This is a genomic window from Halostagnicola sp. A56 (genome assembly GCF_000691505.1).
Taxonomy (GTDB): Archaea; Halobacteriota; Halobacteria; order Halobacteriales; family Natrialbaceae; genus Halostagnicola.
The window spans coordinates 321846-342894 of record NZ_JMIP02000017.1 but is presented as its reverse complement, the minus strand read 5'-3'; the positions used below and the strand labels follow the sequence as shown (position 1 = coordinate 342894).

24 protein-coding genes and 1 pseudogene are annotated in these 21049 nt (G+C 63.1%); 19 read left to right on the top strand and 6 right to left on the bottom strand.

Annotated elements, in window-relative coordinates:
- Nucleotides 1-35: 35 nt before the first annotated feature.
- Nucleotides 36-1181, top strand: a complete 1146-nt coding sequence (locus EL22_RS08820; protein ID WP_050051133.1) for an MBL fold metallo-hydrolase — start codon at nt 36-38, stop codon at nt 1179-1181.
- A 155-nt stretch (nt 1182-1336) separates the two neighbouring features.
- Here EL22_RS08820 and EL22_RS08815 read toward each other — a convergent pair whose 3' ends face one another.
- On the bottom strand, nt 1337-1666 hold the full coding sequence (locus EL22_RS08815) for a nuclear transport factor 2 family protein (RefSeq protein ID WP_050051132.1): 330 nt from the start codon (nt 1664-1666) through the stop codon (nt 1337-1339).
- A 211-nt stretch (nt 1667-1877) separates the two neighbouring features.
- Between EL22_RS08815 and EL22_RS08810 the strand changes: the two genes are divergently transcribed.
- The 3 genes from EL22_RS08810 (at nt 1878) to EL22_RS08800 (ending at nt 2859) form a co-directional block, all read left to right on the top strand.
- On the top strand, nt 1878-2078 hold the full coding sequence (locus EL22_RS08810; protein ID WP_050051131.1) for a hypothetical protein: 201 nt from the start codon (nt 1878-1880) through the stop codon (nt 2076-2078).
- Between the two features lie 41 nt (nt 2079-2119).
- Nucleotides 2120-2620 carry a DUF367 family protein gene (locus tag EL22_RS08805; protein WP_050051274.1) on the top strand — a complete coding sequence of 167 codons (501 nt, stop codon included), beginning with the start codon at nt 2120-2122 and terminating at the stop codon, nt 2618-2620.
- Between the two features lie 89 nt (nt 2621-2709).
- Nucleotides 2710-2859 carry a 50S ribosomal protein L40e gene (locus tag EL22_RS08800; RefSeq protein ID WP_050051130.1) on the top strand — a complete coding sequence of 50 codons (150 nt, stop codon included), beginning with the start codon at nt 2710-2712 and terminating at the stop codon, nt 2857-2859.
- An 82-nt stretch (nt 2860-2941) separates the two neighbouring features.
- On the opposite strand, the gene EL22_RS08795 is transcribed toward EL22_RS08800, so the two are convergent.
- On the bottom strand, nt 2942-3559 hold the full coding sequence (locus EL22_RS08795; protein WP_050051129.1) for an MBL fold metallo-hydrolase: 618 nt from the start codon (nt 3557-3559) through the stop codon (nt 2942-2944).
- 109 nt (nt 3560-3668) lie between these two features.
- Between EL22_RS08795 and EL22_RS08790 the strand changes: the two genes are divergently transcribed.
- The 5 genes from EL22_RS08790 (at nt 3669) to EL22_RS08770 (ending at nt 8169) form a co-directional block, all read left to right on the top strand.
- Nucleotides 3669-3851 (top strand): DUF5786 family protein, encoded by a 183-nt coding sequence (locus EL22_RS08790; RefSeq protein WP_050051128.1) that lies wholly within the window; start codon nt 3669-3671, stop codon nt 3849-3851.
- A complete protein-coding gene (locus EL22_RS08785; RefSeq protein ID WP_050051127.1) occupies nt 3851-4411 on the top strand; it encodes a DUF99 family protein in 561 nt (186 codons plus the stop codon). Before EL22_RS08790 ends, EL22_RS08785 begins: the two co-directional genes overlap by 1 nt.
- Before the next feature lie 122 nt (nt 4412-4533).
- Nucleotides 4534-5145: a uracil-DNA glycosylase family protein gene (locus EL22_RS08780; protein WP_050051126.1), complete on the top strand. Its 612-nt coding sequence runs from the start codon at nt 4534-4536 to the stop codon at nt 5143-5145.
- A gap of 148 nt (nt 5146-5293) precedes the next feature.
- The gene (hisH, locus tag EL22_RS08775) at nt 5294-5956 is read left to right on the top strand and encodes an imidazole glycerol phosphate synthase subunit HisH (protein ID WP_050051125.1); all 663 of its coding nucleotides are present in this window, start codon (nt 5294-5296) and stop codon (nt 5954-5956) included.
- A gap of 1013 nt (nt 5957-6969) precedes the next feature.
- Nucleotides 6970-8169, top strand: coding sequence for a Cdc6/Cdc18 family protein (locus EL22_RS08770; protein ID WP_050051124.1), 1200 nt, complete (start codon nt 6970-6972; stop codon nt 8167-8169).
- A gap of 39 nt (nt 8170-8208) precedes the next feature.
- On the opposite strand, the gene EL22_RS08765 is transcribed toward EL22_RS08770, so the two are convergent.
- The gene (locus EL22_RS08765) at nt 8209-8565 is read right to left on the bottom strand and encodes a hypothetical protein (RefSeq protein ID WP_050051123.1); all 357 of its coding nucleotides are present in this window, start codon (nt 8563-8565) and stop codon (nt 8209-8211) included.
- 145 nt (nt 8566-8710) lie between these two features.
- Here EL22_RS08765 and EL22_RS08760 point away from each other — a divergent pair, with 145 nt between their 5' ends.
- Nucleotides 8711-9157 carry a hypothetical protein gene (locus tag EL22_RS08760; RefSeq protein ID WP_050051122.1) on the top strand — a complete coding sequence of 149 codons (447 nt, stop codon included), beginning with the start codon at nt 8711-8713 and terminating at the stop codon, nt 9155-9157.
- An 89-nt stretch (nt 9158-9246) separates the two neighbouring features.
- Entirely contained in the window at nt 9247-10365 is a 1119-nt protein-coding gene (locus tag EL22_RS08755) for a tRNA (guanine(26)-N(2))-dimethyltransferase (protein ID WP_050051121.1), read from the top strand.
- 51 nt (nt 10366-10416) lie between these two features.
- Here the strand turns inward: EL22_RS08755 and EL22_RS08750 are convergent, their stop codons facing one another.
- Nucleotides 10417-10617, bottom strand: a complete 201-nt coding sequence (locus EL22_RS08750) for a hypothetical protein (protein ID WP_050051120.1) — start codon at nt 10615-10617, stop codon at nt 10417-10419.
- 101 nt (nt 10618-10718) lie between these two features.
- Between EL22_RS08750 and EL22_RS08745 the strand changes: the two genes are divergently transcribed.
- Entirely contained in the window at nt 10719-11990 is a 1272-nt protein-coding gene (locus tag EL22_RS08745; RefSeq protein ID WP_050051119.1) for a YihY/virulence factor BrkB family protein, read from the top strand.
- A 152-nt stretch (nt 11991-12142) separates the two neighbouring features.
- Here the strand turns inward: EL22_RS08745 and glnA are convergent, their stop codons facing one another.
- Nucleotides 12143-13498, bottom strand: a complete 1356-nt coding sequence (gene glnA, locus EL22_RS08740) for a type I glutamate--ammonia ligase (RefSeq protein WP_050051118.1) — start codon at nt 13496-13498, stop codon at nt 12143-12145.
- A gap of 126 nt (nt 13499-13624) precedes the next feature.
- Here glnA and lrp point away from each other — a divergent pair, with 126 nt between their 5' ends.
- Complete coding sequence (lrp, locus tag EL22_RS08735; RefSeq protein WP_050051273.1) at nt 13625-14089, top strand: HTH-type transcriptional regulator Lrp; 465 nt, start codon at nt 13625-13627, stop codon at nt 14087-14089.
- A gap of 494 nt (nt 14090-14583) precedes the next feature.
- On the opposite strand, the gene EL22_RS08730 is transcribed toward lrp, so the two are convergent.
- The gene (locus EL22_RS08730; RefSeq protein WP_231587914.1) at nt 14584-14895 is read right to left on the bottom strand and encodes a hypothetical protein; all 312 of its coding nucleotides are present in this window, start codon (nt 14893-14895) and stop codon (nt 14584-14586) included.
- Nucleotides 14896-15123: 228 nt separating this feature from the next.
- Between EL22_RS08730 and EL22_RS08725 the strand changes: the two genes are divergently transcribed.
- From EL22_RS08725 to EL22_RS08700, 6 genes and pseudogenes are all read left to right on the top strand, one after another.
- Nucleotides 15124-15837 (top strand): glycosyltransferase family 2 protein, encoded by a 714-nt coding sequence (locus EL22_RS08725; RefSeq protein ID WP_050051117.1) that lies wholly within the window; start codon nt 15124-15126, stop codon nt 15835-15837.
- A gap of 124 nt (nt 15838-15961) precedes the next feature.
- Nucleotides 15962-17131 carry an AI-2E family transporter gene (locus tag EL22_RS08720; protein WP_050051116.1) on the top strand — a complete coding sequence of 390 codons (1170 nt, stop codon included), beginning with the start codon at nt 15962-15964 and terminating at the stop codon, nt 17129-17131.
- Nucleotides 17132-17157: 26 nt separating this feature from the next.
- Nucleotides 17158-17622 carry a hypothetical protein gene (locus EL22_RS08715; protein ID WP_050051115.1) on the top strand — a complete coding sequence of 155 codons (465 nt, stop codon included), beginning with the start codon at nt 17158-17160 and terminating at the stop codon, nt 17620-17622.
- A 134-nt stretch (nt 17623-17756) separates the two neighbouring features.
- Nucleotides 17757-18185: a hypothetical protein gene (locus EL22_RS08710; RefSeq protein WP_050051114.1), complete on the top strand. Its 429-nt coding sequence runs from the start codon at nt 17757-17759 to the stop codon at nt 18183-18185.
- Nucleotides 18098-19207, top strand: coding sequence for a phosphogluconate dehydrogenase (NAD(+)-dependent, decarboxylating) (gene gnd, locus EL22_RS08705; RefSeq protein WP_255349666.1), 1110 nt, complete (start codon nt 18098-18100; stop codon nt 19205-19207). Before EL22_RS08710 ends, gnd begins: the two co-directional genes overlap by 88 nt.
- Before the next feature lie 326 nt (nt 19208-19533).
- A pseudogene (locus tag EL22_RS08700) lies at nt 19534-21020 on the top strand (MATE family efflux transporter).
- Nucleotides 21021-21049: the final 29 nt, after the last annotated feature.

The window sequence follows — 21049 nt, the reverse complement described above, 5'->3', positions numbered from 1 at the left end:
GCGGCCTTTAGGGTCACGAGTCCCTAGAACGGTACATGGTCACCACGCTCTCGGCCGACCGACTCGCAGAGCTACAGGATGGCGACGAGGAGTACGCGCTCCTCGATACGCGACCCGAGGATAGCTTCGAGTCGTGGCACGTCGCTGGCGCGATCAACTTCCCGTTCGACCCGGAGGAGGACCTCGACGGCCGCCTCGAGGAACTCGAGGACGTCGTCGACGGGACCGACCGCGTCCTCACCGTCTGTGCGAAGGGGCTCTCGTCGGGAAACCTCGCGACCCAACTCGAGTCGGCCACCGACGAGTACGACGTGGCCGCTATCGAGGGTGGGATGAAAGGCTGGAGTCGCGTCTACGACCGGGCCGAAATCTCCGCCGGCGACTCCGTCGAACTCGTGCAGGTACAGCGACGAGCCAAGGGGTGTCTATCGTATCTCGTCGGCTGTCCGGAGACGGGCGATGCGGTCGTCGTCGATCCGACCGCGGACACTGACGAGTTCGCGGTCGCCGCCGAGGAAGCGGGGCTCTCGATTGTCGGAGTCATCGATACGCACGTCCACGCCGATCACGTCTCCGGCGGACCCGAACTCGCGGATCGCCTCGAGGTGCCGTACTACCTCGGCGAGCGGGCCGCCGAACGCGATGTTGCGGTCGAGTACACGCCGCTCGAGCGAAACGAAGTCCTCGAGGTCGGCACACTCGGCCTGAAGGCACTCGAGACGCCGGGCCACACGAGCGAGATGCTCTCGATACTGATCGACGATCGAGCGCTGTTGACCGCGGACACGCTCCACGTCGACTCGACGGGCCGGACGGAACTCGAGTTCAACGAGGACGAAGGCGAGCGGGGAGCACGAATGCTCTACGAAAGCCTCCACCGCACCATGCTCGCCGAACCCGAATCGGTCGTGGTCTGTCCCGGCCACGTCACCGTCACCGCCGACGGCGAGTTTTCCCACGGCTCGCCCGGCGAACCGATCGAAACGACGATTCGAGCGGCCCGAACCGGAATCGACGTTCTCGCCCTCGAGGAAGCCGCGTTCGTCGACCGGATGGCCGACGCGGGCGAAAAGCCCGCGAACTACGAGGAGATCATCGACCACAATCGAGGCACCGCGGCGGACCTCGAGTCAGAGGATCGCCTCGAACTCGAGTTGGGGCCGAACAACTGTTCGGCCTGACAATATTCCGTAATACGGTGACTTTGGGACGTAATAGCCGCCGATACGGTGTCTCGGTTTGTTGTACCGGTCCGACCAAACCTATGTGGTGGCGCGCGCTCGCTCGTGGGTCGCGAAGCGATCCGCTCTCGAGCGCGCGCCACTGCACGTGGGTTCTATCGACTGTAGGTTTCCAGCCGGCAGATCGAATCGTCCGCTAGCTCGAAGAAATCCGCGAACTCGAATAGTTCCGTCTCGTCCTCGAGGACGCGCCCTCGAGCGGCGATTCGGCCGCGGTCGTCGTCGACGACTAATTCCACGAGGTCGTGGCGCGTGTCGGGATTTGGCCGCTTCTCGCGCATGAACTCGACGAACGCCTCGCGGCTCTCGAAGGTTCGGTCCGGTCGCTGCTGGACGAACGCCGGGTCCAGCAGTCCCTCGAGCGTCCCGTACTCGTGGTCGTCGAGTGCGTCGTAGTACCGTCTCACGAGGGCGTCTCCGTCCATGGATGCCTCGGGGTTCGGCCCGGCGGGTGAAAAGCACCGGCGTCTCGGGTGCGAGTCGGGAACAAGCGACCCGAACCCATATCGCGGTATCGAGGGAAGGCCCAACCACTCCACCAGAGCATGGGCCGGCGCAGCCGATCTAATCGGAGTCACGCCACACGCGGCGAGTTCAGGCAACCTGCTTATCGAACGCCGGCGTCAATCGGTGCCGATGGTCGATCGAAATCTCGTCCTCATCGCCGTCGCCGCCACCGTCTTCGTCGGACTCCTCCTGGGCTGGGTAACCGGCGTCTTGCCGGCGGGATCGAACGGAAGCACGGAGATCTTCGGAATCGCCATGGGCGCGTTCATCGTCGTCGTCGCGCTCGCGTTCGTCTGGTTCATCGTCACCAGTTTCGGGCGGCCCGACTGACGAGTCACACGGTTTTTCTCCCGGCCCCGCCTATGGCGGGTGTGGAGTGTCACGTCTACTACGAGGGCGACGACGACCCGGACAAGTGCACCGCCCGTCGCCTCGAGAAATTCGACCGGGCGATCCTCCACCGGTCGATGCGACGGGTGCCCTACGGGGTCGTGCTCAACCCCCACGCGGAGCAGGCGCTCTCGCCTGCGGACGCCGAGGACGGACTCGGCACGCTCGTCGCGCTCGATTGCTCGTGGGAGTCCGCCGAGGAAGCCTCCTTTTCGATGAACGGCGTTCACCGCGCACTGCCCTTTCTCGTCGCCGCAAATCCCATCAACTACGGCCGTCCCTTCCAGCTGACGACCGTCGAAGCACTCGCCGGGGCGCTGCGCATCTTCGGGAAAGCCGAGGCGGCCGCTGACCTCCTCGAGCCGTTCCGCTGGGGCGAGACCTTCCTGACGCTCAACGAGGAGCCACTCGATCGGTACGCCGAGTGCGCCGACTCGAGCGAGGTCGTCGCCGTACAGGAGGACTATCTTGCCGACGAGTGAGGCCGATCCCCTGTGTTCCCGTCGAACGAACCCCCTGACCGTGAGTACGGACCGCAGCCATTATATGCGCCACTGGCCAACCCACCTGCATGGCCAGTTTCGACGCTGCGGAAAAACGGATGCTCGAGAAGATGATTTGCATGCGCTGTAACGCTCGTAACTCGAAAGAGGCGAACCGCTGTCGCAAGTGCGGTTACAAGAAGCTCCGTCCGAAAGCCAAGGAAGCGCGCGCGGCATAATCGACGGGTTTCTCACTCGATTTCGATACGACGATTCTCGAGCGACTGGTTTTGCCGAGCGAGCGACTATTCTCTCAGTCGCTCACTCGTCTGGATACTTCGGCTCGCGCTTTTTGGCTCGCTCTAAGGCCGTCTCGACCACGTCCGTGACATCGCCGTGGAAGACGCCGCCGTGGCCCGCGTACATGTGCTCGACCGAATTGGGGAGTCGCGAGAGCAGGTCCTCGAGGCTCTCGATGAGTCGCTCGCGCGATTGGCCGGCCATGTCGGTTCGACCGAAGCTCCCGTAGTCGAACGCGCCGTCGTCGTGGACGACCACGTCGCCGGAAAACAGCGTCGTCTCGGAGACGAACGAGACGTGATCGTCGGCGTGGCCGGGCGTGTAGACGACCTCGAACGATTCGTCGCCAATGCGGACGGAGTCGCCGTCGTCGATCTCGTGCGTTCTGAGCGGGTGGACCGCGTACGCGTACACGTCGGGATCGAAGGCGTCGCAGACGGCCTCGAGTTCCGCGACGTGGTCGCCGTGTTGGTGTGTCAGGACGACGTCGTCGAGCGAGTCGCCCTCGAGGTGGCTTCGAACCGCGTCGACGACGCCGCCCCACGCGCCGGCGTCGACAAGTGTCGTCCGATCGCCACGAACGAGAAGGGCGTTGCAGGTGAACGTTTCGGCGTCCTCGGTGACGTGATGTACCTCCATGGGCGAGTTCTTGAGAGCCGCTGATATAATACTGGCGTCGATCTTCCTGAAAACTGACAGGGGTTTGACCCACGATACTTTTGATGCCCCGGGTCGTATGGAACACCGTATGGGATTCGGAAGCTACGACGAATCCGAACAGCAAGAGGTTGACGCGGATTTTGATGACGAGGACGCGGTAGAGTCCGAACAGAGCCACCACGACGGCACGCTCGAGTTCGAAAACGGCGCCTCGAGCGACGAATTACTCGACCGCCTCGCGGAGATCAAAGACGAAGACGACGACGCCTGATGAAAGCCGGGGCGCGGGCGTTGGGCATCGCGGAATCAGCCGCCGGTGAGCAGAGCGCGCTCGCCGGTGCGGTCGTTCGGGCCGATCGAGTCGCCGAGACGTTCGCGTTTTCGACGTGTACCGTTGGCGGGATGGACGCGACCGACGCGGTCGTATCGGTCGTCGAAAAGATCGACCGACCGGACGTCGAGGTGGTGATGCTCGGCGCCGTCGCCCCCGCGTGGTACAACATCGTCGACCTCTCACGTATCGCACGAACAACCGACCGATCCGTTCTCGCCGTGACGTTCGAAGCGAGCGACGGCCTCGAAGACGCACTCAGTGACGCTTTTTCCGGCGATCAACTTACAGAGCGACTCGAGCGCTACCGATCGTTGCCGGCGCGACGACCGGTGTCGGTCGACGACGAAACGGTGTACGTCCGTGCAGTCGGCGTCTCTCACTCGCGAGCGGCGGAGATCGTTCGCGAGTTCACCCCCGAAGGCGGCCGACCGGAACCGATTCGAGTGGCGCGAGCGGCCGCGCGTGCGGGTCGCGAATACCGGTTCGACGCTGCGTGATTTTGAGTCGCCGACGATGAATGATACTGGCCAGCCGCGAGCGCCGCGGTCGTCCGAACGGTCGCAACCGGCCGGCACGTGCGACCCGAAACACGTAGTATTGGGGCGTCCAAGCGACGACCATGGACGAGGACATGGACGAAGAGCTAGACGGACTCGAGGTGACGGCCTGCAAGCGGTGTCCGGAACTGGTCGACTCGCGAAGCCAGATCGTCAACGGAACCGGCCCCGAAGACGCGGATATTCTGTTCGTCGGCGAGGGACCGGGCGCGAACGAGGACGAACAGGGCGAACCGTTCGTCGGTCGGAGCGGGTCGGTGCTCGACGACACCCTGCTCGTCGTCGGCCTCGAGCGCGAGGACGTTCGGATCACCAACTGCGTTCGCTGTCGACCACCCGAGAACCGCGATCCGACGACGACGGAACTCGAGAACTGTCGGGGCTATCTCGAGGCGGAGATCGAGCGGCTGGATCCGGACGTGCTCGTCACGCTCGGGAAGGTACCCAGCGAACACCTGCTCGACCGGTCGGTCGGAATTACGTCCGAGGCGGGATCCGTCGAGGAGATCCGGGTTAACGGCTCGCCGCGACGGGTCGTCCTCTCGGTGCATCCGGCGGCCACGCTGTACGACCGCAGCCAGGAGGAGACGTTCAGGGACGCCCTCGAGACGGCCGCGGATCTCGCGGGTGCCGACGGCAGTACCAGCAGCCAGCGGCGGCTGGACGGGTTTTGAGCGCGGCAACGATCGAATCGTCCTCAAGCGGGACTTTCGGGTGAGGCTTCCCGAGCGGGACTTTCGGGGTGGGATTCTGGGGTGAAACTTTCGGGTGGGACTTGCTCGAAGGGTAACGCACTTGCCGTCCCGAACCCCAGTCGACACTATGAGCACGATGCCATCGCCGCCCGAGGAGGAACTCGCCTCCGTGGTCGTCGTCGACTACGGGCTCGGGAACCTCCGCAGCGTGACCCGCGGCCTAGAACGCGCGGGCGCAGCCGTCGAGATTACCGACGACCCCGAGGCCTTCGAGGCCGCTGACGGCGTCGTCCTCCCCGGCGTCGGCGCGTTTCGGGAGGGCGTCGAGAACGCGGATTCGATCCGCGAGGACCTCCTCGCGGTCGCCGAGCGCGGCCAACCGCTCTTTGGGATCTGTCTCGGAATGCAGATGCTGCTCACCTCGAGCGAGGAGGGCGAGACCGACGGCGACGCCGCCGTCGAGGGACTGGACCTGATTCCCGGGACGAACGTTCGTTTCGACGGCGGGCAGAAAGTACCTCACATGGGCTGGAACGAACTCGCGGTCGAGCGCGAGCACCCGCTGGTCGAGGGTGTTGACGGGGAGTACGCCTACTTCGTCCACTCCTACTACGCCGTTCCCGACGCGGCGAACGCGACCGTCGCTTCGACCGACTACGAACGGGAGTTTCCCTCGATCGTCGCCAACGACGCGGGTAACGTCTTCGGCACTCAGTTCCACCCCGAGAAGAGCGGCGAGACTGGCCTGCAGATTCTGCGGAACTTCGTCGAGATCTGCGCGGACGTGTAAACCGCCTCGAGGCTTGACCCCGAGGCACTCGCCTTGCTTATGTGTAGAGACGCTTTGCCGCCGGAAACTCTCGAGGGTGTGTTTCTTTGCCACCGGAAAACTCTCGAGGGTGTGTTTCGGTCGTCATTTCGAACGTCCTCAGTGAGTCGAGAGTCGGTGAGCCGAAAGTCGGTGCGTTGGGAGGGGACACACCCCTCGATGCCGCTGTATAGCTGCTTGAAAAGTGGTGATGGCCCCGAATACTCGGATTATTCCCGAAAGTAATCTACTATCGTTGCTATCGCCCTACGCCAGGACCAACCCCCCGTACCAGTAGTTATAAATGCATGGCTTTCGTAATATTTCAGTAAGTGAATTGGTCGTCTAACGGTCGAACGGAATTGACCGTTCGCGTCCGCTCGAGTCGACTCGAGATGCTGTTTTGACCCGGTTTTCGGTTCGTCGCGGCTGTCGGCATCGTTTCGAACGCGACCGACCTCGGTTTCGAGTCGACGGGACGACCGGTTCCATACAGCGGCAACGCGGGGTGTGTGTCTCCGCATACAGCGGCACCGAGGGGTGGAAAACGACCCGCTCGTTCCCTATAGAAACTCTTTTCAATCAATACAGCGGAAATACGGTGTCTGTCCTGCTTGCACCGATTCGGCCGTAGAGCAGGACACTGTCGTCGGTCGCCACCAATACAGCGGCACTCTGGGGTGGCCGTACGCTATACAGCGGCACTCCGGGGTAGCCATGCATTATACAGCGGTACTCCGAGGTTGCCGTGCGCCATACAGCGGCACTCCAGAGTCTCACCGTGGGATTGTGCCATAACTCACGGTCTGTTCCTGACAACCGCCGCCCTGACTCGCCTATACAGCGGAAATTCGGGGTCCCTTCTGGCCAATACAGCGGCACCAAGGGGTTTAGATACGGCAATTAAGACCTCGTATCCCTACAATCACGATTATACAGCGGAACTACGGTCCCGAACGCTTAAGGGGTAACCGACAAATCTCTCGAGTAACCGAATGTCGGGCTCGACGGATTACTTCGGGAGCGAAAACGAGATCTTCCGCAACAAGGAGCTACTGCAGGTATCGCACCTTCCGGACGGCGATCGGATCATTGGTCGCGAGGACGAGCTAACGAACCTCGCGAACGCGATCAAACCGGCGACGCGGGGGAACACGCCCAACAACGTCCTCGTCTACGGGAAGACGGGGACCGGCAAATCGCTCTGTTCGAAGTTCATCACGAATCAGGCGGTCGACCGTGCCAACGGCAACGACATCTCGATCGGCGTCGCGTACGTCGACTGCCTCCAGGAGTCGACGGAGACCCAGGCCGTCCAGTCGGCCGGCCATCAGCTCAACGACCAGGCGGAGACGGGCATCTCGATCCCCCACTCGGGGTTGAGCACCGCCGAGTACTACCGTCGGCTCTGGCAGATCATTGATACCCGTTACGACGTCGCGCTGATCATCTTGGACGAGGTCGACAAGATCGAGGACGACGACATCCTCATGCAACTCTCCCGGGCCGTCGAATCCGGCAAGCTCACCGAGAGCACGGTCGGCGTCATCGGTATCTCGAATAAGGTCCGGTACAAAGACTCGCTGGACGAGCGCATCAAGTCCAGTCTCTGCGAGCGCGAGTACGTCTTTTCACCCTACGACGCGACCCAGATTCGGGAGATCCTCCGGTCGCGCTCGGATGCGTTCCACGAAGGGGTCCTCGAGGACGGGGTCGTCCCCCGCGTCGCCGCGCTCGCTGCCCGCGAACACGGCGACGCGCGCAAGGCGATCGACATCCTGCGCTTCGCGGGCGAAATCGCCGAGGAGAACGATCTCGAGCGGGTCACCGAATCCTGCGTCGATCAGGCCCACGAGCGCGAGGAGACCAGCCGACTGGCCGAACTCATCTCCAAGAGTCCGAGCCACGCGAAGCTGGTGCTCGAGGCGATGGCCTTGCTCACCCAGCAGAAGGAAGGCGACGACGCGCCCGTAAGGACCAACGAGGTGTACGACCTCTATAAGCGGCTGTGCGACCGCGATCAGTCGGATCACCTGAAACTGCGCCGGGTGCGGGACATCCTCTCGGAACTCGAGTTTCTCTCGATTATCGAGCAAGAACGCAAGTGGGCCGGCAAGGGGAAGGGCAACTACATGGAGAATCGGCTGATCGACGATCCCGAGGTTATCATCGCCGCCTGTAACGAGTCCGACTGAGGTCCATCGGCTGGACGCTGCCGGCTCCGAGTCGTCCTCTTAAATCAGTTCCCGCACATCCGAGTACCACATATCGTGGTACTCAACGTGACCGACGCGTCTGGCGATGGCGACCGCCAGCGCGTGCCAGCACAGATCGGTCGGATCGTCGTCGTCGAGGTTGTACTCGCTGTCTTTGCACGTACAGCCCCGCTCCTCGACGATGTACTCGTCGTCGTAGCCGACGACGATGGTGAAATCCTGGTACGCTTTCACCCGACCCTCGCCGACGGCCTCGATGGCCTGGGCCCCGCGGTCGTCGTGCAGTCCGGTGATCTGCTCGACGATGTCCGGCGTGAGCCGCCCGGCTTCCTCAAGTCGGGCCTCCCACGCCTCGACGGGGTTCGAATTGGACACGGCCGAATCTCTATTCCGAACTGTAAAATCCGTTTGGTTGTCGGAGCGATGCTCGTTGGGTCGTCCGTGCATCGGCCGACGACTGGCGACATCACCGCGACGGCTTAGTCGGTTGATATTTCACGTCTCACGCTGTAACGCCAGTATGAAAATACGGCGACCGCACCGTCCGCCCCAGTTTCGGCTCGCGGACTCCGCCCAACAGATCGTCGGGGGATTTCTACTCGCGGGGCCGTTTGTCGTGACCGCAGAAGTCTGGGACCTCGCGGACAGCATGAGCCTCGTTCAGGGACTCGCCACGACGGCCATCGTGTTTGCCATCGGCTACGCGACGCTGTACAAAGCCGACTCGACTCGAGATCCGGAGATAGAACAGGAACTGGCCGGGATCCCGGTTAGATTCATCTCGTTGATGTGCGTGTCGTTCGGTTCGGTTGCGATTCTAGCGCTCCTGTTCGACGCTCCCGACACGTTCCTCGAGTCCGGCCAGACGAGCGCCCAGACGGCGCTGGTCACGTGTAAGGCCGTGAGTATCGGCTCGATCTTTAGCGTCGTCGGTGCGGCGACAGCAGACAGCGTCTTTTCGAAATAACGCCCCCGCGCCGACTTTCGTCCGATGAAACGCGGCGGCTTCTCGAGTCAGACCACGGCGTTTTTCGCCTCGCTTCACGGAGTAGACGTATGCGCGTCACGGAGGGGATCGTAGAACTCGAAGTTCCCGGCGAACAGACGGAGGGGTTCGAGGAGTCGGTCTTTTACAACCCGCGCCAGGAGTTGAACCGCGACCTGACGATCGCCGCCTTGCGGGCGTTTCGAGAGCGAGAGCCGCGGGCCGAGACGTACCTCGACGCGATGACCGCAAGCGGGGTTCGCGGCGTTCGCGCGGCGACGGACGGCTGGGACGTCACCTGCTGTGACGTCGATCCCGAGGCGGTCTCACTCGCCCGGGAGAACATAGAGCGAAACGACTGCGAGGCGACCGCCGAGCGGGCGAACGTGAACGCTCTGATGCACGAGTCGATGTTCGACGTGATCGACCTCGATCCGTTCGGAACGCCGATGCCGTTCGCCGACGCGGCCTTCGCGAACTGTCACAACCTCGTCTGTGTCACCGCGACCGACACGGCACCGCTCTGTGGTGCCCACCTCAACAGCGGGATCCGATCGTACGGCTCGGTGCCGCGAAACACCGACTATCACACCGAAATGGGCGTTCGAACCCTCCTCTCGGCGCTTGCCCGAAGCGCCGCCCGCTTCGACGTCGGCGTCACGCCGATCTTGACCCACGCGACGAGCCACTACGTCCGGACGTACCTCGAACTCGAGCGGAAATCGACCGCGGCAGACCGAGCCCTCGAAGAACTCGGCTACATCTCTCACTGCGAGGACTGTCTCCACCGGGAGACGTCGTCGGGACTGATCGCACAGGCGCTCGAGCGCTGTCCGAACTGCGACGGCGAGCGGATCCTGGTCGCCGGACCGGTCTGGCTCGGGGCGATTCAGGACGAGCGGTTCCTCGAGTCGGTTCGCGGCCACCTCACCGACGAGTTCGAGACCGCGGAGACGGCCCGGGAACTGCTCGCGACGCTGGCGGCCGAACTCGAGGTGCCGACGTACTACGACCAGCACAAACTGTGCAAAAACTGGGGGCTGCCGGCGAATGCGATGGACGATTTTCTCGAGGCCCTCGATGAAGCGGGCTATCGGACCTCCAGAACCCACTATGGTGGAACGACGTTCAAATCCGACGCGACCGTCGAGGAGATTTTCGACGCGACCGCCGCAGACCTTCGCGAGTAGCCCCCTCGGAGGCTCACGTCGACTGAGACGATTTCTCGTCGGTCCCGGAACTTACTCGAGGTCGGCGTACAATCGCACGAGGCCACACTCCGGACAGCAGACGGCGTCGACGCCGGTCGTCGATCCGACGCCGAGTTTCCCCAACAGGCCGCTTCGTTTGCCGGTGTCGATGGTGAGCGAAAAGCCGTCCTGGGACCGAAGCTTCGTCTCTTCCATCGTCACGGCACAATCGGGACATCGAGTGTCGTTCATGGGGACCGTCTCGAGGGCCACCCACAAAACGGTGTGTCTTCCTGATCGTCTACCGAATCGGAGGGTTTCGATATTTGCCGCTCGGCCGCGACTAGGAGACCGTGATCGACCACAGACGGCTCCTCGAGGTGGGACGGCGCGCCGTCTTCCTCGCCCGGACCGAGCAGTTGACGCTACTCGCCGCCGGCGTCGCCTACTACGCGTTCGTTTCGCTCGTCCCGCTTATGTTGCTCGCGCTCGGGGTGGCGGCGACGATCGGCGGCCAACAGCTCACGGGATACGTAACGACGGCCGCCGACGACGTGCTCACGCCACCCGCACAGCGGTTACTCGCGGAGACGATCACCGACGAGACCGGACGACAGAGCGCGACCGTCGTCGGCGCGCTCGGACTGCTCTGGGGCTCGAGCCGAGTCTTTCGCGGGCTCGATCGAGCGTTCTCGGAGGTATACGGCACCGCGTCCTCGAAATCGCTCGTCGATACGTTCTGGGACGTATTGGTCGTCAGCGCCGCCGTCATCGGGGGACTTATTGGCATCACGATCGCCGAGATCGTCCTCGCGTTCGTCCCGATCGTCGGCGCCGCGCTGATCGGGCCCGTACTGGTTCTGGTTGGCCTGTTCGCCGCGTTCTTCCCGATGTTCGTCGTCTTCCCGGGGGTCGATGTCGATCTCCGCGAAGCGATCCCGGGAACCGTCGTCGCATCGGTCGGCTGGTTTCTGCTGAGCCGGGTTTTCGCGGTCTACGCCGATTTCGTCGACGAGTACGCTATCTACGGCGCGCTCGGGGCGGTGTTGCTGGTTCTCGTCTGGCTGTACGTCGGCTCGATCGTCGTCGTCTTCGGCGCGGTCGTCAACGCCGTGCTCGCGGGTCGTGATACGGATCGGCAGCTACAAAGTCCCGGCGTGCGACAGATTTCGACAGAAGCGATGACCGACGACGCTACGGGTGCCGACGGAGATCGATCGGACGACCGCACGAGCGCCCAGACGCGGGACAGAGCCGACGATCCGGAGGCGCTTCGAGAAGAGATCGAACGGCTTCGCGATCGCATCGAGTCCTTCGAAGCCGACGTCGACCGGAGAACGGTCGAGCGCGATTCGCTCGAGAGTGAACTCAAACGATACGTCAGAGGCCGGATCCGGAGCGGCCACTTCGTGGGCTGGGGACCGTACGTCGTCTTGCTCTACGGGACGGCGATGGCGATCGCGGCGTTTTCCTTCCTCGAGGGGATCTGGGCCATCCTCGCGATGTTTACCGTCTGGACATCAACGCTCGGCGTCTACGTCCTGATGGTGCTTTTCGGTGCCGGTGTCTCGGCGCTCGGGGTTCCGGGCCGACTGCGTGATCGCATCGGCGAGTGGCGATCCTGAGCCCACGCCGGCGTTCCGGACGAAGTATCGTACGTTTTCTGAAAAACTAGCTCGATGATTCTCTCGACGGTCGCCATCTCGAGTCGCGGTGACTCGAGGCGATAAAAAGCGAGCGGAAATCCCGAGAGTGCAGAAACGGCAGGTCGGACGGCTTAGAACGTCTCGAGGTATCGGTCGAGTTCCCACTGGGAGACGTCGACCAGGTACTCCTGGAACTCCTGGCTCTTGGCTTCGACAAACTTCTGTGCGATGTGGTCGCCGAGCGCGTCGTAGATGACCTCGTCTTCCTCGAGCGCGTCGACCGCCTCGCCGAGGTTCGTCGGGAGCGTCTCGATGCCGTACTCTTCGCGTTTGTCTTCGTCGAAGTCGTAGATGTTCTCGCGAACCGGGTCCGGACATTCGAGGCCCTTCTCGATGCCCTCGAGGCCGGCGTGGATGAGCGCGGCGAGCGCGAGGTACGGGTTACACGACGGATCGGGGAAGCGGGCTTCGACACGCGAGGCCGCCGGGATGCGCGCGGCCGGCTTGCGGATCAGCGCCGAGCGGTTGCGGTCGGACCACGCGATGTAAACTGGCGCTTCGTAGCCCGGAACCAGACGCTTGTAGCTGTTGACCGTCGGGTTCGAGATGGCCGTGATCGCCGGTGCGTGCTCTAAGATCCCGGCGGTGAAAGCGTGGGCCTCCTCCGAGAGGTCGAACTCGTCGTCGCCGTCGTGGAACGCGTTCTCGCCGTCCTCGGTGAAAAGCGAGAGGTGCGTGTGCATGCCCGAGCCGTTGATCTTTGGAATCGGCTTGGGCATGAAGGTCGCGTGCAGGTCGTGTTCGGCCGCGATCGCGCGAACGACGGTGCGGAACGTGCCGACGTTGTCGGCCGTCGAGAGCGCGTCTTCGTACTCGAAGTTGATCTCGTGTTGACCCTCTGCGACTTCGTGGTGGCTGGCTTCGATCTCGAAGCCCATGTCCTCGAGACCGTAGATGATGTCGCGGCGCACGTCGCTGGCGAGGTCTTTCGGTGCGAGGTCGAAGTAGCCGCCAGCGTCGTTGGTGTCCGTCGTCGCACGACCCTCTTCGTCCTCTTCGAACAGGAAGAACTCCGGTTCCGGCGCGGCGTTGACCGTGTAGCCGAGGTCCGATGCACGCTCTAGGGCCTGTTTGAGAACGTAGCGCGGGTCGCCCTCGAACGGCTCGCCCGTCGACGTGTTGTACACGTCACAGATCATTCGGGCGGACGCGCTCTCTTCGCTGTTTCTCCACGGCAGGACGGCGAAGGTGTCCGGATCCGGAACGAGACGCATGTCAGATTCCTGAATTCGAACGAAGCCTTCGATCGAAGAACCGTCGAAGTAAATGCCGTCGGTGAACGCCTTCTCGGCCTGTCGGGCCGGAACGGAGACGTTCTTGACCGTTCCGAGAATGTCGGTAAACTGGAGTCGAAGGAAGTCGACATCCTTCTCTTCGATCTCCTCTAGTACCTCCTGTTCCGTAGATGTGATGTTTCCGCTTGTCATCTTTCTCGTCGTGCTATCCGAGGATCCCTACTACTAAAACCCTACTGTATCGAGCAAATCTTCTCCTGCTCCGAGGAAACTGGATATTCGTAAAGTTCTAATGTGATGGGCGCGTGGGTCGATGTGATGACGTACGAAAATCTCGATGCAAAGTTGGTGAATGCGTTGCTCGGCGACGGCCGGGCGAGTCTTCGGAGTCTCGCCGAGGAGCTCGACGTCTCCGTAACGACCGTCTCGAATCACCTCTCGGATCTCGAAGAACAGGACGTAATCGACGGCTACACCCCCCGCGTCGACTACGATGCGGTCGGCTACGACGTAACGGCGGTCATCCAGCTCAAAGTCGAAGGGAACGCGCTCCCCGACATCACCGAAACCCTCCGCGACCACAAACAGATGACCAGCGTCTACGAGGTCACCGGCGACTACGATGTGATCGCCATCGGCAAGTTCGTCGACACCGACGGAATGAACGAACAGATCAAAGCCCTGCTGACCGATCCAGACATCAAAGCCTCGAACACGAGCGTCGTCCTCAACTCGGTCTCGGAGAACGAACAGTTCGAACTCGAGGTTCGCGAAGACGAGTAATTTTCTCGGTGTCCCGGCTCGATCGAGCTAATCCCGGCTGCTCCCGACGCATTCTTACGGAAAGTCAAGGAGAAAGCCTGCCTCTAGCGCGGACCACGATATCCCAACGACGGTTAGGAACGTTCGTCCTCGAAAACGCAAGGCGTTTTTGGGTGCGATTTGGGACCGTCTCGTGATCTCATCATCACGAGAGACGCTGTCTCTCGAATGACAACAAGCGATGGCGCGTCTCATCTTTCTCCCTCGAGGCGGAGAGAATATCAGTACGGATACATCGGCAGTTAGTGCTGTTTGCGACCGGCCGTTCTCGAGTACGGAACTACTCGAGAAACGAGGGAAGTACAAGCGTAACGAGTAAACCGATGGCCTCGGCACTCATAGGGCTCGTCACGACCGGTTGCCGAGACCGGTTCGGAGCGGACCCATCGTCATCGGCCGCTCGAGTCTACGGCGGCCGCCGAAAAGTCAGTTCGGATCCGAGGCGAGTCGCACATTTATTCGGACTCGCTCGAGGTCGGCGTGACGAACGCGGAGTTACAGTCGTCGATCAGGTTCTCGAGGCGGGTTCGGTTCTGCGGACAGAACGTCCGTTGAACGCGTTCGGTTGGGGTGGCCCGATCTCGAGTCGCTCGGCGGCCGGGTGTGGTCGGTGTTCGGTTCTGGATTCGCGTCGTCTGCGTTTGCAAGTTTTGTGTGCTCATGTCGGTCGGATGCTGGGTGTGATTCGGTGTGTTGAACGACGGTCGGACGCTGGAAGCCGTCGTGCGCTGAACTGGCTCGAGAATCGTCTGCAGGAGAAGTGTCACCGTGGTACGTGTACGACCGACATCTGTACTCCCTCTTTCTGGCCCGATCAGTATAAAAGTTCATGATATACCTCGCCGGTGAAGCGGTTCGGAATCACTCAGCGGTCGCGGACTCACCCTGCACACCGGATCAACGGCACAGAGACAATCGGATCAACGGTCGCGTAGACGACAGTACAACGGTCGCATAGACAACAATTACAACGCACGCGATGAGAGTCTCAATCGATGAGTGCGAGTGAGACGACCGCTGGGAGGGGTTCGCGAGGCGAATCCCTCGAGCCGGTCGTCAGCTTCGTCGTCCCCGCGCGAAACGAGACCGAGTACATCCGCGGGACCCTCTCGAGTATCGTCGGCCTGGATACCGCCTACGCGTACGAGGTGATCGTCGTCGACGGCGGATCGACCGACGGGACGGCCGCCATCGCACGCGAGTACGACGTGACGGTCGTTTCGGACGGCGGTTCCGGCATCGGCCCCGCCCGAGATCTCGGCGCAGACTACGCCACCGGCGACTGGCTGGCGTTCGTCGACGCCGATACGCGTGTCCGGGCGAACTATCTGACGGCGATGCTCGGGTACGTCGAAACCGAGGGCGTGGCCGGGGCCAGTTCGGCCTGTCGGATCACGGGGCCCTACCGGGCGAAGCTGATGGAGGCGACGATCAACCACATCTTCCCGCGCCTCGAGTTGCCGATCCTCCCCGGCTTCAACTGTTTCGTTCGCCGGGACGCCTACCGCGACGTCGGCGGCTTTCCGAACGTGCCCAACGAGGATACGGCGTTCAGTCGACGGCTGGCCCGCTCGTACGACACGGGCTACTGCGCTCGCGTGCTCGCCGAGAGCTCCGGACGACGAATCGCCGACGCGGGACTGACGGGGACGCTCTGGCACTACGGCCGTCTCGACGTAGCGCGGATTCGCGCCGGCTCTCGAGGGTGACTCTCGACCGGCGTTCGCACGCTCGAATGCGACTCGAATGCGTGATGGGGTCCCGTTCGCGCGTTGGAACTCTGGTCGTGACCAGTCGGGAGAGTGAAATACTCCACCTGCCTTACAGTGGGATATGGAATTCGATCGCCCCTTCGCCCGCCGGGTGGGCGTCGGAGTACTCGTTCTCGCACTCTTCGCGGTCGTCGCCTACGTCGCCGTCCGATTCATCGCGGTCCTCGTCTTCTCGGTCTTTCTGTACTACGCCGTTCGCCCGATCTTCCGCTCGCTCGAACGCTTTGCCCTCCCGCGCCGTCTGCGAGCGGGGCTCGCGCTGGTGCTTTTCGGCGTTCCGCTCGTTCTCCTGGTCGGCTATACGATCGCCATCGTCGCGCTCGAAGCCCAGTCGATCCTCGAGGTCTACGATGTCCACGGGCCAGCCTTCGTCGAGACGCTCGAGCGCGTCGGCGTCGGCGACTTCGAAGAACTCCAGTCGATCCTCTCCGGAGCGATCTCACAATCGTCGCTCAGCGTGATCGGCGTGAGCGTTCTCGGCGCGGCCGGCGTCCTGAGTAGCGCGTTCGTCCAGTTGCTGATCCTCGTCGTCCTGACTTACTACATGCTCGTCGACGGGCCGCGATTCGTCTCGTGGCTCCTCGAGCGCTTCGACGACTCCGGCGTGATGGGCGAGTACGTCCACGCCGTCGATCCGGAGCTGTCGATGACGCTCTTCGGCAACATCGTCAACGTGTTCGTCACCGCGATCGTCGGTGTCGCCACCTTTTATGCGTACAACTTCGTCGCGCCGGCAGCCGTCGCGGTGCCGTTTCCGGAACTGCTCGGGGCGCTTGCCGGCGTCGGGAGTCTCATCCCGGTCGTCGGCATAAAGCTCGTCTACCTGCCGGTCACCGCCGTACTCGCCGCGAACGCGTGGATCTCCGGCGACCCGTCGTTGCTCGTTCCGGTCGGCGTCTTGCTCGCCGTCAGCGCCGTCGTCGTCGATTTCATCCCCGACTTTTTCATCAGAGCGCACATCAGCGGCGACCAGACCCACACCGGGATGTTGCTCGTGTCGTACGTCGTCGGCCCGGTTGTGTTCGGGTTTTACGGGCTCTTCTTGCTCCCGATCGTCCTCATTCTCGTCATCAACGCGACGTACGTCCTCGTCCCCTACGTGCTCTCGGGCGAGGAACCCGGGACGAGACAGGCGCGGCTCCGGGAGTACGCCTCTCGAGGCGGGGAGCCGACCGCGGAGACCCCTTCCGAGAGGCGTTCGAAGCCGCTCGAGCGAAAGTCGGAACCCTGATAGGCTCGCTGTCTAACCAGTATCGTATGGTCGACGTTCTTCTCGCACGAACGGCACACCTCGTCTTCGCCGCGCTGTGGGCCGGTAGCGTCTTTTACGTCGCGTTCGTCGTCGTTCCGCTGGCTCGAGACGGCGCCTTCAATTCCACGGCACCGCTCGAGACCATCTCGGGAAAGCTCGCGACAATTTCGCGAACCAGCTCGCTCGTGCTCTTTCTTTCGGGGAGCCACCTCGCGGCCGTCGTCTACGATTCAAATACCCTGTTCTTCTCGCTTCGGGGTCGACTCGTCCTCCTGATGGTCGCGCTCTGGCTCGTGCTCACCGCACTCGTCGAAGTCGCTACCAAGCGATTCGAGTCCGGTCTCAACGGCAAGAAACTCCGCGAACCTGCTCGAGACGCGCTTCCGTTATTCCGCGCAGCGGCGATCGTCAGCGTGGCGTTGCTCCTCGTCGCGGGGGCGCTCACGGGCGGCATCGCCCGCTTCGTGTGAGTTCCGTCCGGATCCAATAATTGTTCGTTTCCCTGAACGTCGTCTGACGCATGTCTGCTTTCCGGCCCGAAGAATTATCAATCGGACATATTCCGACGAAAGATACTTAGTTGATTGCTATACAGTAGTGAACGATGATCAGGGGGAAAGACGTCGCACTGTCCGCGCTCGTCGTCGGCTCTGCTGCTGTCGCCGGCTACGTGTTACGGTCGGGTCGATCCAGCACCGCCGCCGCGCGCTCGAAAGCCGACCTCGGGGCACGCGTGGTCGACGACGTACCCGTCGACGCGACCGTTATCGACGCCTCGAGCCGCTCGCTCCACGATATCCCGGGCGCGAAAAAGGCGATCCGTCGAGCGATTCGAAACGACGCTCGAGAGGAGTGGGAACACGTCACGATCGAACGCGACGGCGCCTGGTCGGTCGTCGACGCGATCCGCGACTCGCTTCCGTACCACGAAGGGCGGTCGGACGGATACAACGGCGTCTACGTCTGGTACGATGGTCGGGTCGTCGTCCTCGACGCGATCGGCTGGGCGCGCCTCGAGACGCCCATGCAGTAGGGACTCGACACCGCGGTGGCCGTCGTTCGAGCGGGTTTCGACTTCCTTTTGGCGATCGATCGTCTCACCAGCGCCGCGGTCGAATCACAACCACTACCTCCCCTGCCCGTCCAGCCTCCGGTATGCAACTGGGCGTAATCGGACTCGGACGGATGGGTCAGATCGTGGTCGATCGGGTACTCGCTGCTGGACACGACGTGGTCGCGTTCGACCTCGACGAGGAGGCGGTCGCGGCGGCCGCGGAGGCGGGCGCCGATCCCGCTGATTCGATCGATGACCTCTGTGAGCAACTCGAGGGAGCGAAACGGATCTGGTTGATGGTCCCCGCCGGCGCGGCCGTCGACGCGACGCTCGAGGAACTCGAGTCGCACCTCGAGGCCGACGATATCGTCGTCGACGGCGGCAACTCGAAGTTTCAGGACTCGGTTCGACGCGCCGAGTCCTGCCCCGCGGCGTACCTCGACTGTGGCACCTCCGGTGGCCCCGCAGGCGCGGAACTCGGCTTCTCGCTGATGGTCGGCGGTCCGGCCGAGGCCTACGCGGAACTCGAGTCGATCTTCGACGCGGTCGCGACCGGCCCCGACGGCCACGGCCACATGGGTCCCGCGGGTTCGGGCCACTACGTGAAGATGGTCCACAACGGCGTCGAGTACGCGCTGATGCAGGCCTATGGCGAAGGGTTCGAACTCCTCCATGAGGGTCGCTACGATCTCGATCTCGAGGACGTCTCTCGCGTCTGGAACAACGGTGCGGTGATCCGCTCGTGGCTGCTCGAACTCTGCGAGGAGGCGTTCCGCGAGGAGGGGACGGATCTGGGAGACGTCGCGGATCGGGTCGAGGGCGGTTCGACCGGCACCTGGACGGTTCAGGAGGGCCTCGAGCAGGAGGTTCCAGTGCCGCTGATCTACACGGCGCTTTCCGAACGGTTCGGCTCGCGGGCCGACGACGGCCGATTCTCGCGACGACTCGCGAGTCGGCTCCGCTACGGGTTCGGCCGCCACGAAGTACCTCGAGAGGAGTAACTCCCGACGAGGAATACGCGCCGAACCGACTGGCGGGCACCGCGGGCACTTCAAAATATTGATCACCTCGCCGTTCGTTTGTCGGGTCAGTGCCCGACGATCCCCGCGATCCAGACGATAGTCCGTCTCGAGGAGCGGACGACTCTCCATCGGACGACGATCCGTCGACAGACGATTCGCTCTCGGAACCGGATACGGAACAGGACGAAGTCGAACCGGATGCGAAACGAGCGAAAAGCGACCCAAATACGGAGCCAACGGGAGGCGACTCGAACACGGAACGAGAGGAAAGCGACTCGAGCGTTCCGTTTACCCCCTCGAGTTCGATCACGGAGGGGTCGCTCATCGAGCCGCTCTTTCACTTGGCGTGGCCGATCGTCGTCATTCAGTTGCTGCAGGTCACCTACAACGTCGTCGATACGCTCTATCTGGGTCGGCTCTCGGCGGACGCGGTCGGTGCGATCAGCCTCGCGTTTCCGCTTATCTTCCTCCTGATCGCGATCGCCGGCGGGTTTACGACCGCGGGGGCGATCCTCGTCGCCCAGTACATCGGTGCGAAAGGAAACCGGTCGGCGGGACTGGTCGCGGGCCAAACGGTCTCGTTCGTCGCCATCCTCTCGGTCGTGATCGGGATCGCCGGCTACTTCTACACGCGGCCGGCCCTCGACGTTCTGCCGAGCGATCCAGAGACGGCGGCTGCGGTCGTCCCGCTCGCAGCGGACTACATGGAGATCATCTTCCTCGGGATGCCGCTGATGTTCGGGTTCTTCGTCTTCTCGGCGCTCATGCGGGGCTACGGCGATACGCGAACGCCGATGCTCGTGATGGTCATCTCTGTCGCCGTCAACGTCGTCCTCGATCCGGTCTTCATCTTCGGCTTCGATAGCAATCCGCTGGTCGGCTGGCTCGAGGCCCTCCCCGTCATCGGTGCGTTGGATTTCGCGGGCTTCGAAGCCGCGGTCTACGCTGCGACCGGCTTTTCGGGCTGGGGGATCGAAGGTGCGGCCATCGCGACGATCGCCGCCCGCGGCGCGGCGACGCTCGTCGGACTCTGGATCCTGTTCGCAACGACCCGCGGTCCGACGGTTTCGCTCGAGCACCTCCGACCGGATCTCGAGTTCATCGAGGACATCGTCCGTCTGGGCGTTCCGAGCATGGTCGAACAGTCGACGAGCGCGCTGGCGATGATCTCTCTGACCGCGATGGTCGTCACGTTCGCGCCGCCAGTCGTCGCCGCCTACGGCCTCGGAAACCGACTCATCTCGCTGGTCTTTCTCCCGGCGATGGGACTCGGGCGGGCCATCGATACCGTCGTCGGGCAGAACCTCGGCGCGGACAGGGCGGATCGAGCGGGACGCGCCGTGCGACTGGCCGCGACGACCGGTGCCGGGGTGATGATCCTCGTCGCCGTGGTCGCGGTCACGTTCACCGAACCGATCGTCAGCGCGTTCCTCGGCGACGTCGAAGACGCGCCCGAAACCATCGCGCTGGGCGTCGAGTACGTCCAGATTCGTTCGGTCGAGTTCGCCTTCATCGGCGTCTCGCAGGTAATCCTCGGCGCGTTCAGGGGTGCCGGAAACACGAAGACAGCATGGTTCTCTCGATTCTGACCCTCTGGGTGGGTCGGGTCTCGAGCGTTTTCGTCCTCGTGTTCGTCTTCGATATGGGCGCCACCGGCATCTGGATCGGGATGGCAGTCGGGAACGTCCTGGGGGCGATCGTCGGCGTCGGCTGGTTTGCCCGCGGAACCTGGCGAAACCGGTACATCGACGACCCCGATCCGACGGCCCGCCCGGAACTGATGGAGGACTAGGCCGCTCGCACCGCCGATAGCGTCGTCTC

Bases quoted from the DNA above. Each gene is read 5' to 3' on its own strand.
- lrp (WP_050051273.1), top strand. From the start codon at position 13,625: ATGACGTACGAAAATCTCGATGCAAAGTTGGTGAATGCGTTGCTCGGC.
- EL22_RS08710 (WP_050051114.1), top strand. From the start codon at position 17,757: ATGATCAGGGGGAAAGACGTCGCACTGTCCGCGCTCGTCGTCGGCTCT.
- hisH (WP_050051125.1), top strand. From the start codon at position 5,294: ATGAGCACGATGCCATCGCCGCCCGAGGAGGAACTCGCCTCCGTGGTC.
- EL22_RS08715 (WP_050051115.1), top strand. From the start codon at position 17,158: ATGGTCGACGTTCTTCTCGCACGAACGGCACACCTCGTCTTCGCCGCG.
- EL22_RS08815 (WP_050051132.1), bottom strand. From the start codon at position 1,666: ATGGACGGAGACGCCCTCGTGAGACGGTACTACGACGCACTCGACGAC.
- EL22_RS08725 (WP_050051117.1), top strand. From the start codon at position 15,124: ATGAGTGCGAGTGAGACGACCGCTGGGAGGGGTTCGCGAGGCGAATCC.
- EL22_RS08770 (WP_050051124.1), top strand. From the start codon at position 6,970: ATGTCGGGCTCGACGGATTACTTCGGGAGCGAAAACGAGATCTTCCGC.
- EL22_RS08760 (WP_050051122.1), top strand. From the start codon at position 8,711: ATGAAAATACGGCGACCGCACCGTCCGCCCCAGTTTCGGCTCGCGGAC.
- EL22_RS08750 (WP_050051120.1), bottom strand. From the start codon at position 10,617: ATGAACGACACTCGATGTCCCGATTGTGCCGTGACGATGGAAGAGACG.
- EL22_RS08785 (WP_050051127.1), top strand. From the start codon at position 3,851: ATGAAAGCCGGGGCGCGGGCGTTGGGCATCGCGGAATCAGCCGCCGGT.
- EL22_RS08790 (WP_050051128.1), top strand. From the start codon at position 3,669: ATGGGATTCGGAAGCTACGACGAATCCGAACAGCAAGAGGTTGACGCG.
- EL22_RS08795 (WP_050051129.1), bottom strand. From the start codon at position 3,559: ATGGAGGTACATCACGTCACCGAGGACGCCGAAACGTTCACCTGCAAC.
- EL22_RS08800 (WP_050051130.1), top strand. From the start codon at position 2,710: ATGGCCAGTTTCGACGCTGCGGAAAAACGGATGCTCGAGAAGATGATT.
- glnA (WP_050051118.1), bottom strand. From the start codon at position 13,498: ATGACAAGCGGAAACATCACATCTACGGAACAGGAGGTACTAGAGGAG.
- EL22_RS08720 (WP_050051116.1), top strand. From the start codon at position 15,962: ATGGAATTCGATCGCCCCTTCGCCCGCCGGGTGGGCGTCGGAGTACTC.
- EL22_RS08820 (WP_050051133.1), top strand. From the start codon at position 36: ATGGTCACCACGCTCTCGGCCGACCGACTCGCAGAGCTACAGGATGGC.
- EL22_RS08810 (WP_050051131.1), top strand. From the start codon at position 1,878: ATGGTCGATCGAAATCTCGTCCTCATCGCCGTCGCCGCCACCGTCTTC.
- EL22_RS08755 (WP_050051121.1), top strand. From the start codon at position 9,247: ATGCGCGTCACGGAGGGGATCGTAGAACTCGAAGTTCCCGGCGAACAG.
- EL22_RS08780 (WP_050051126.1), top strand. From the start codon at position 4,534: ATGGACGAGGACATGGACGAAGAGCTAGACGGACTCGAGGTGACGGCC.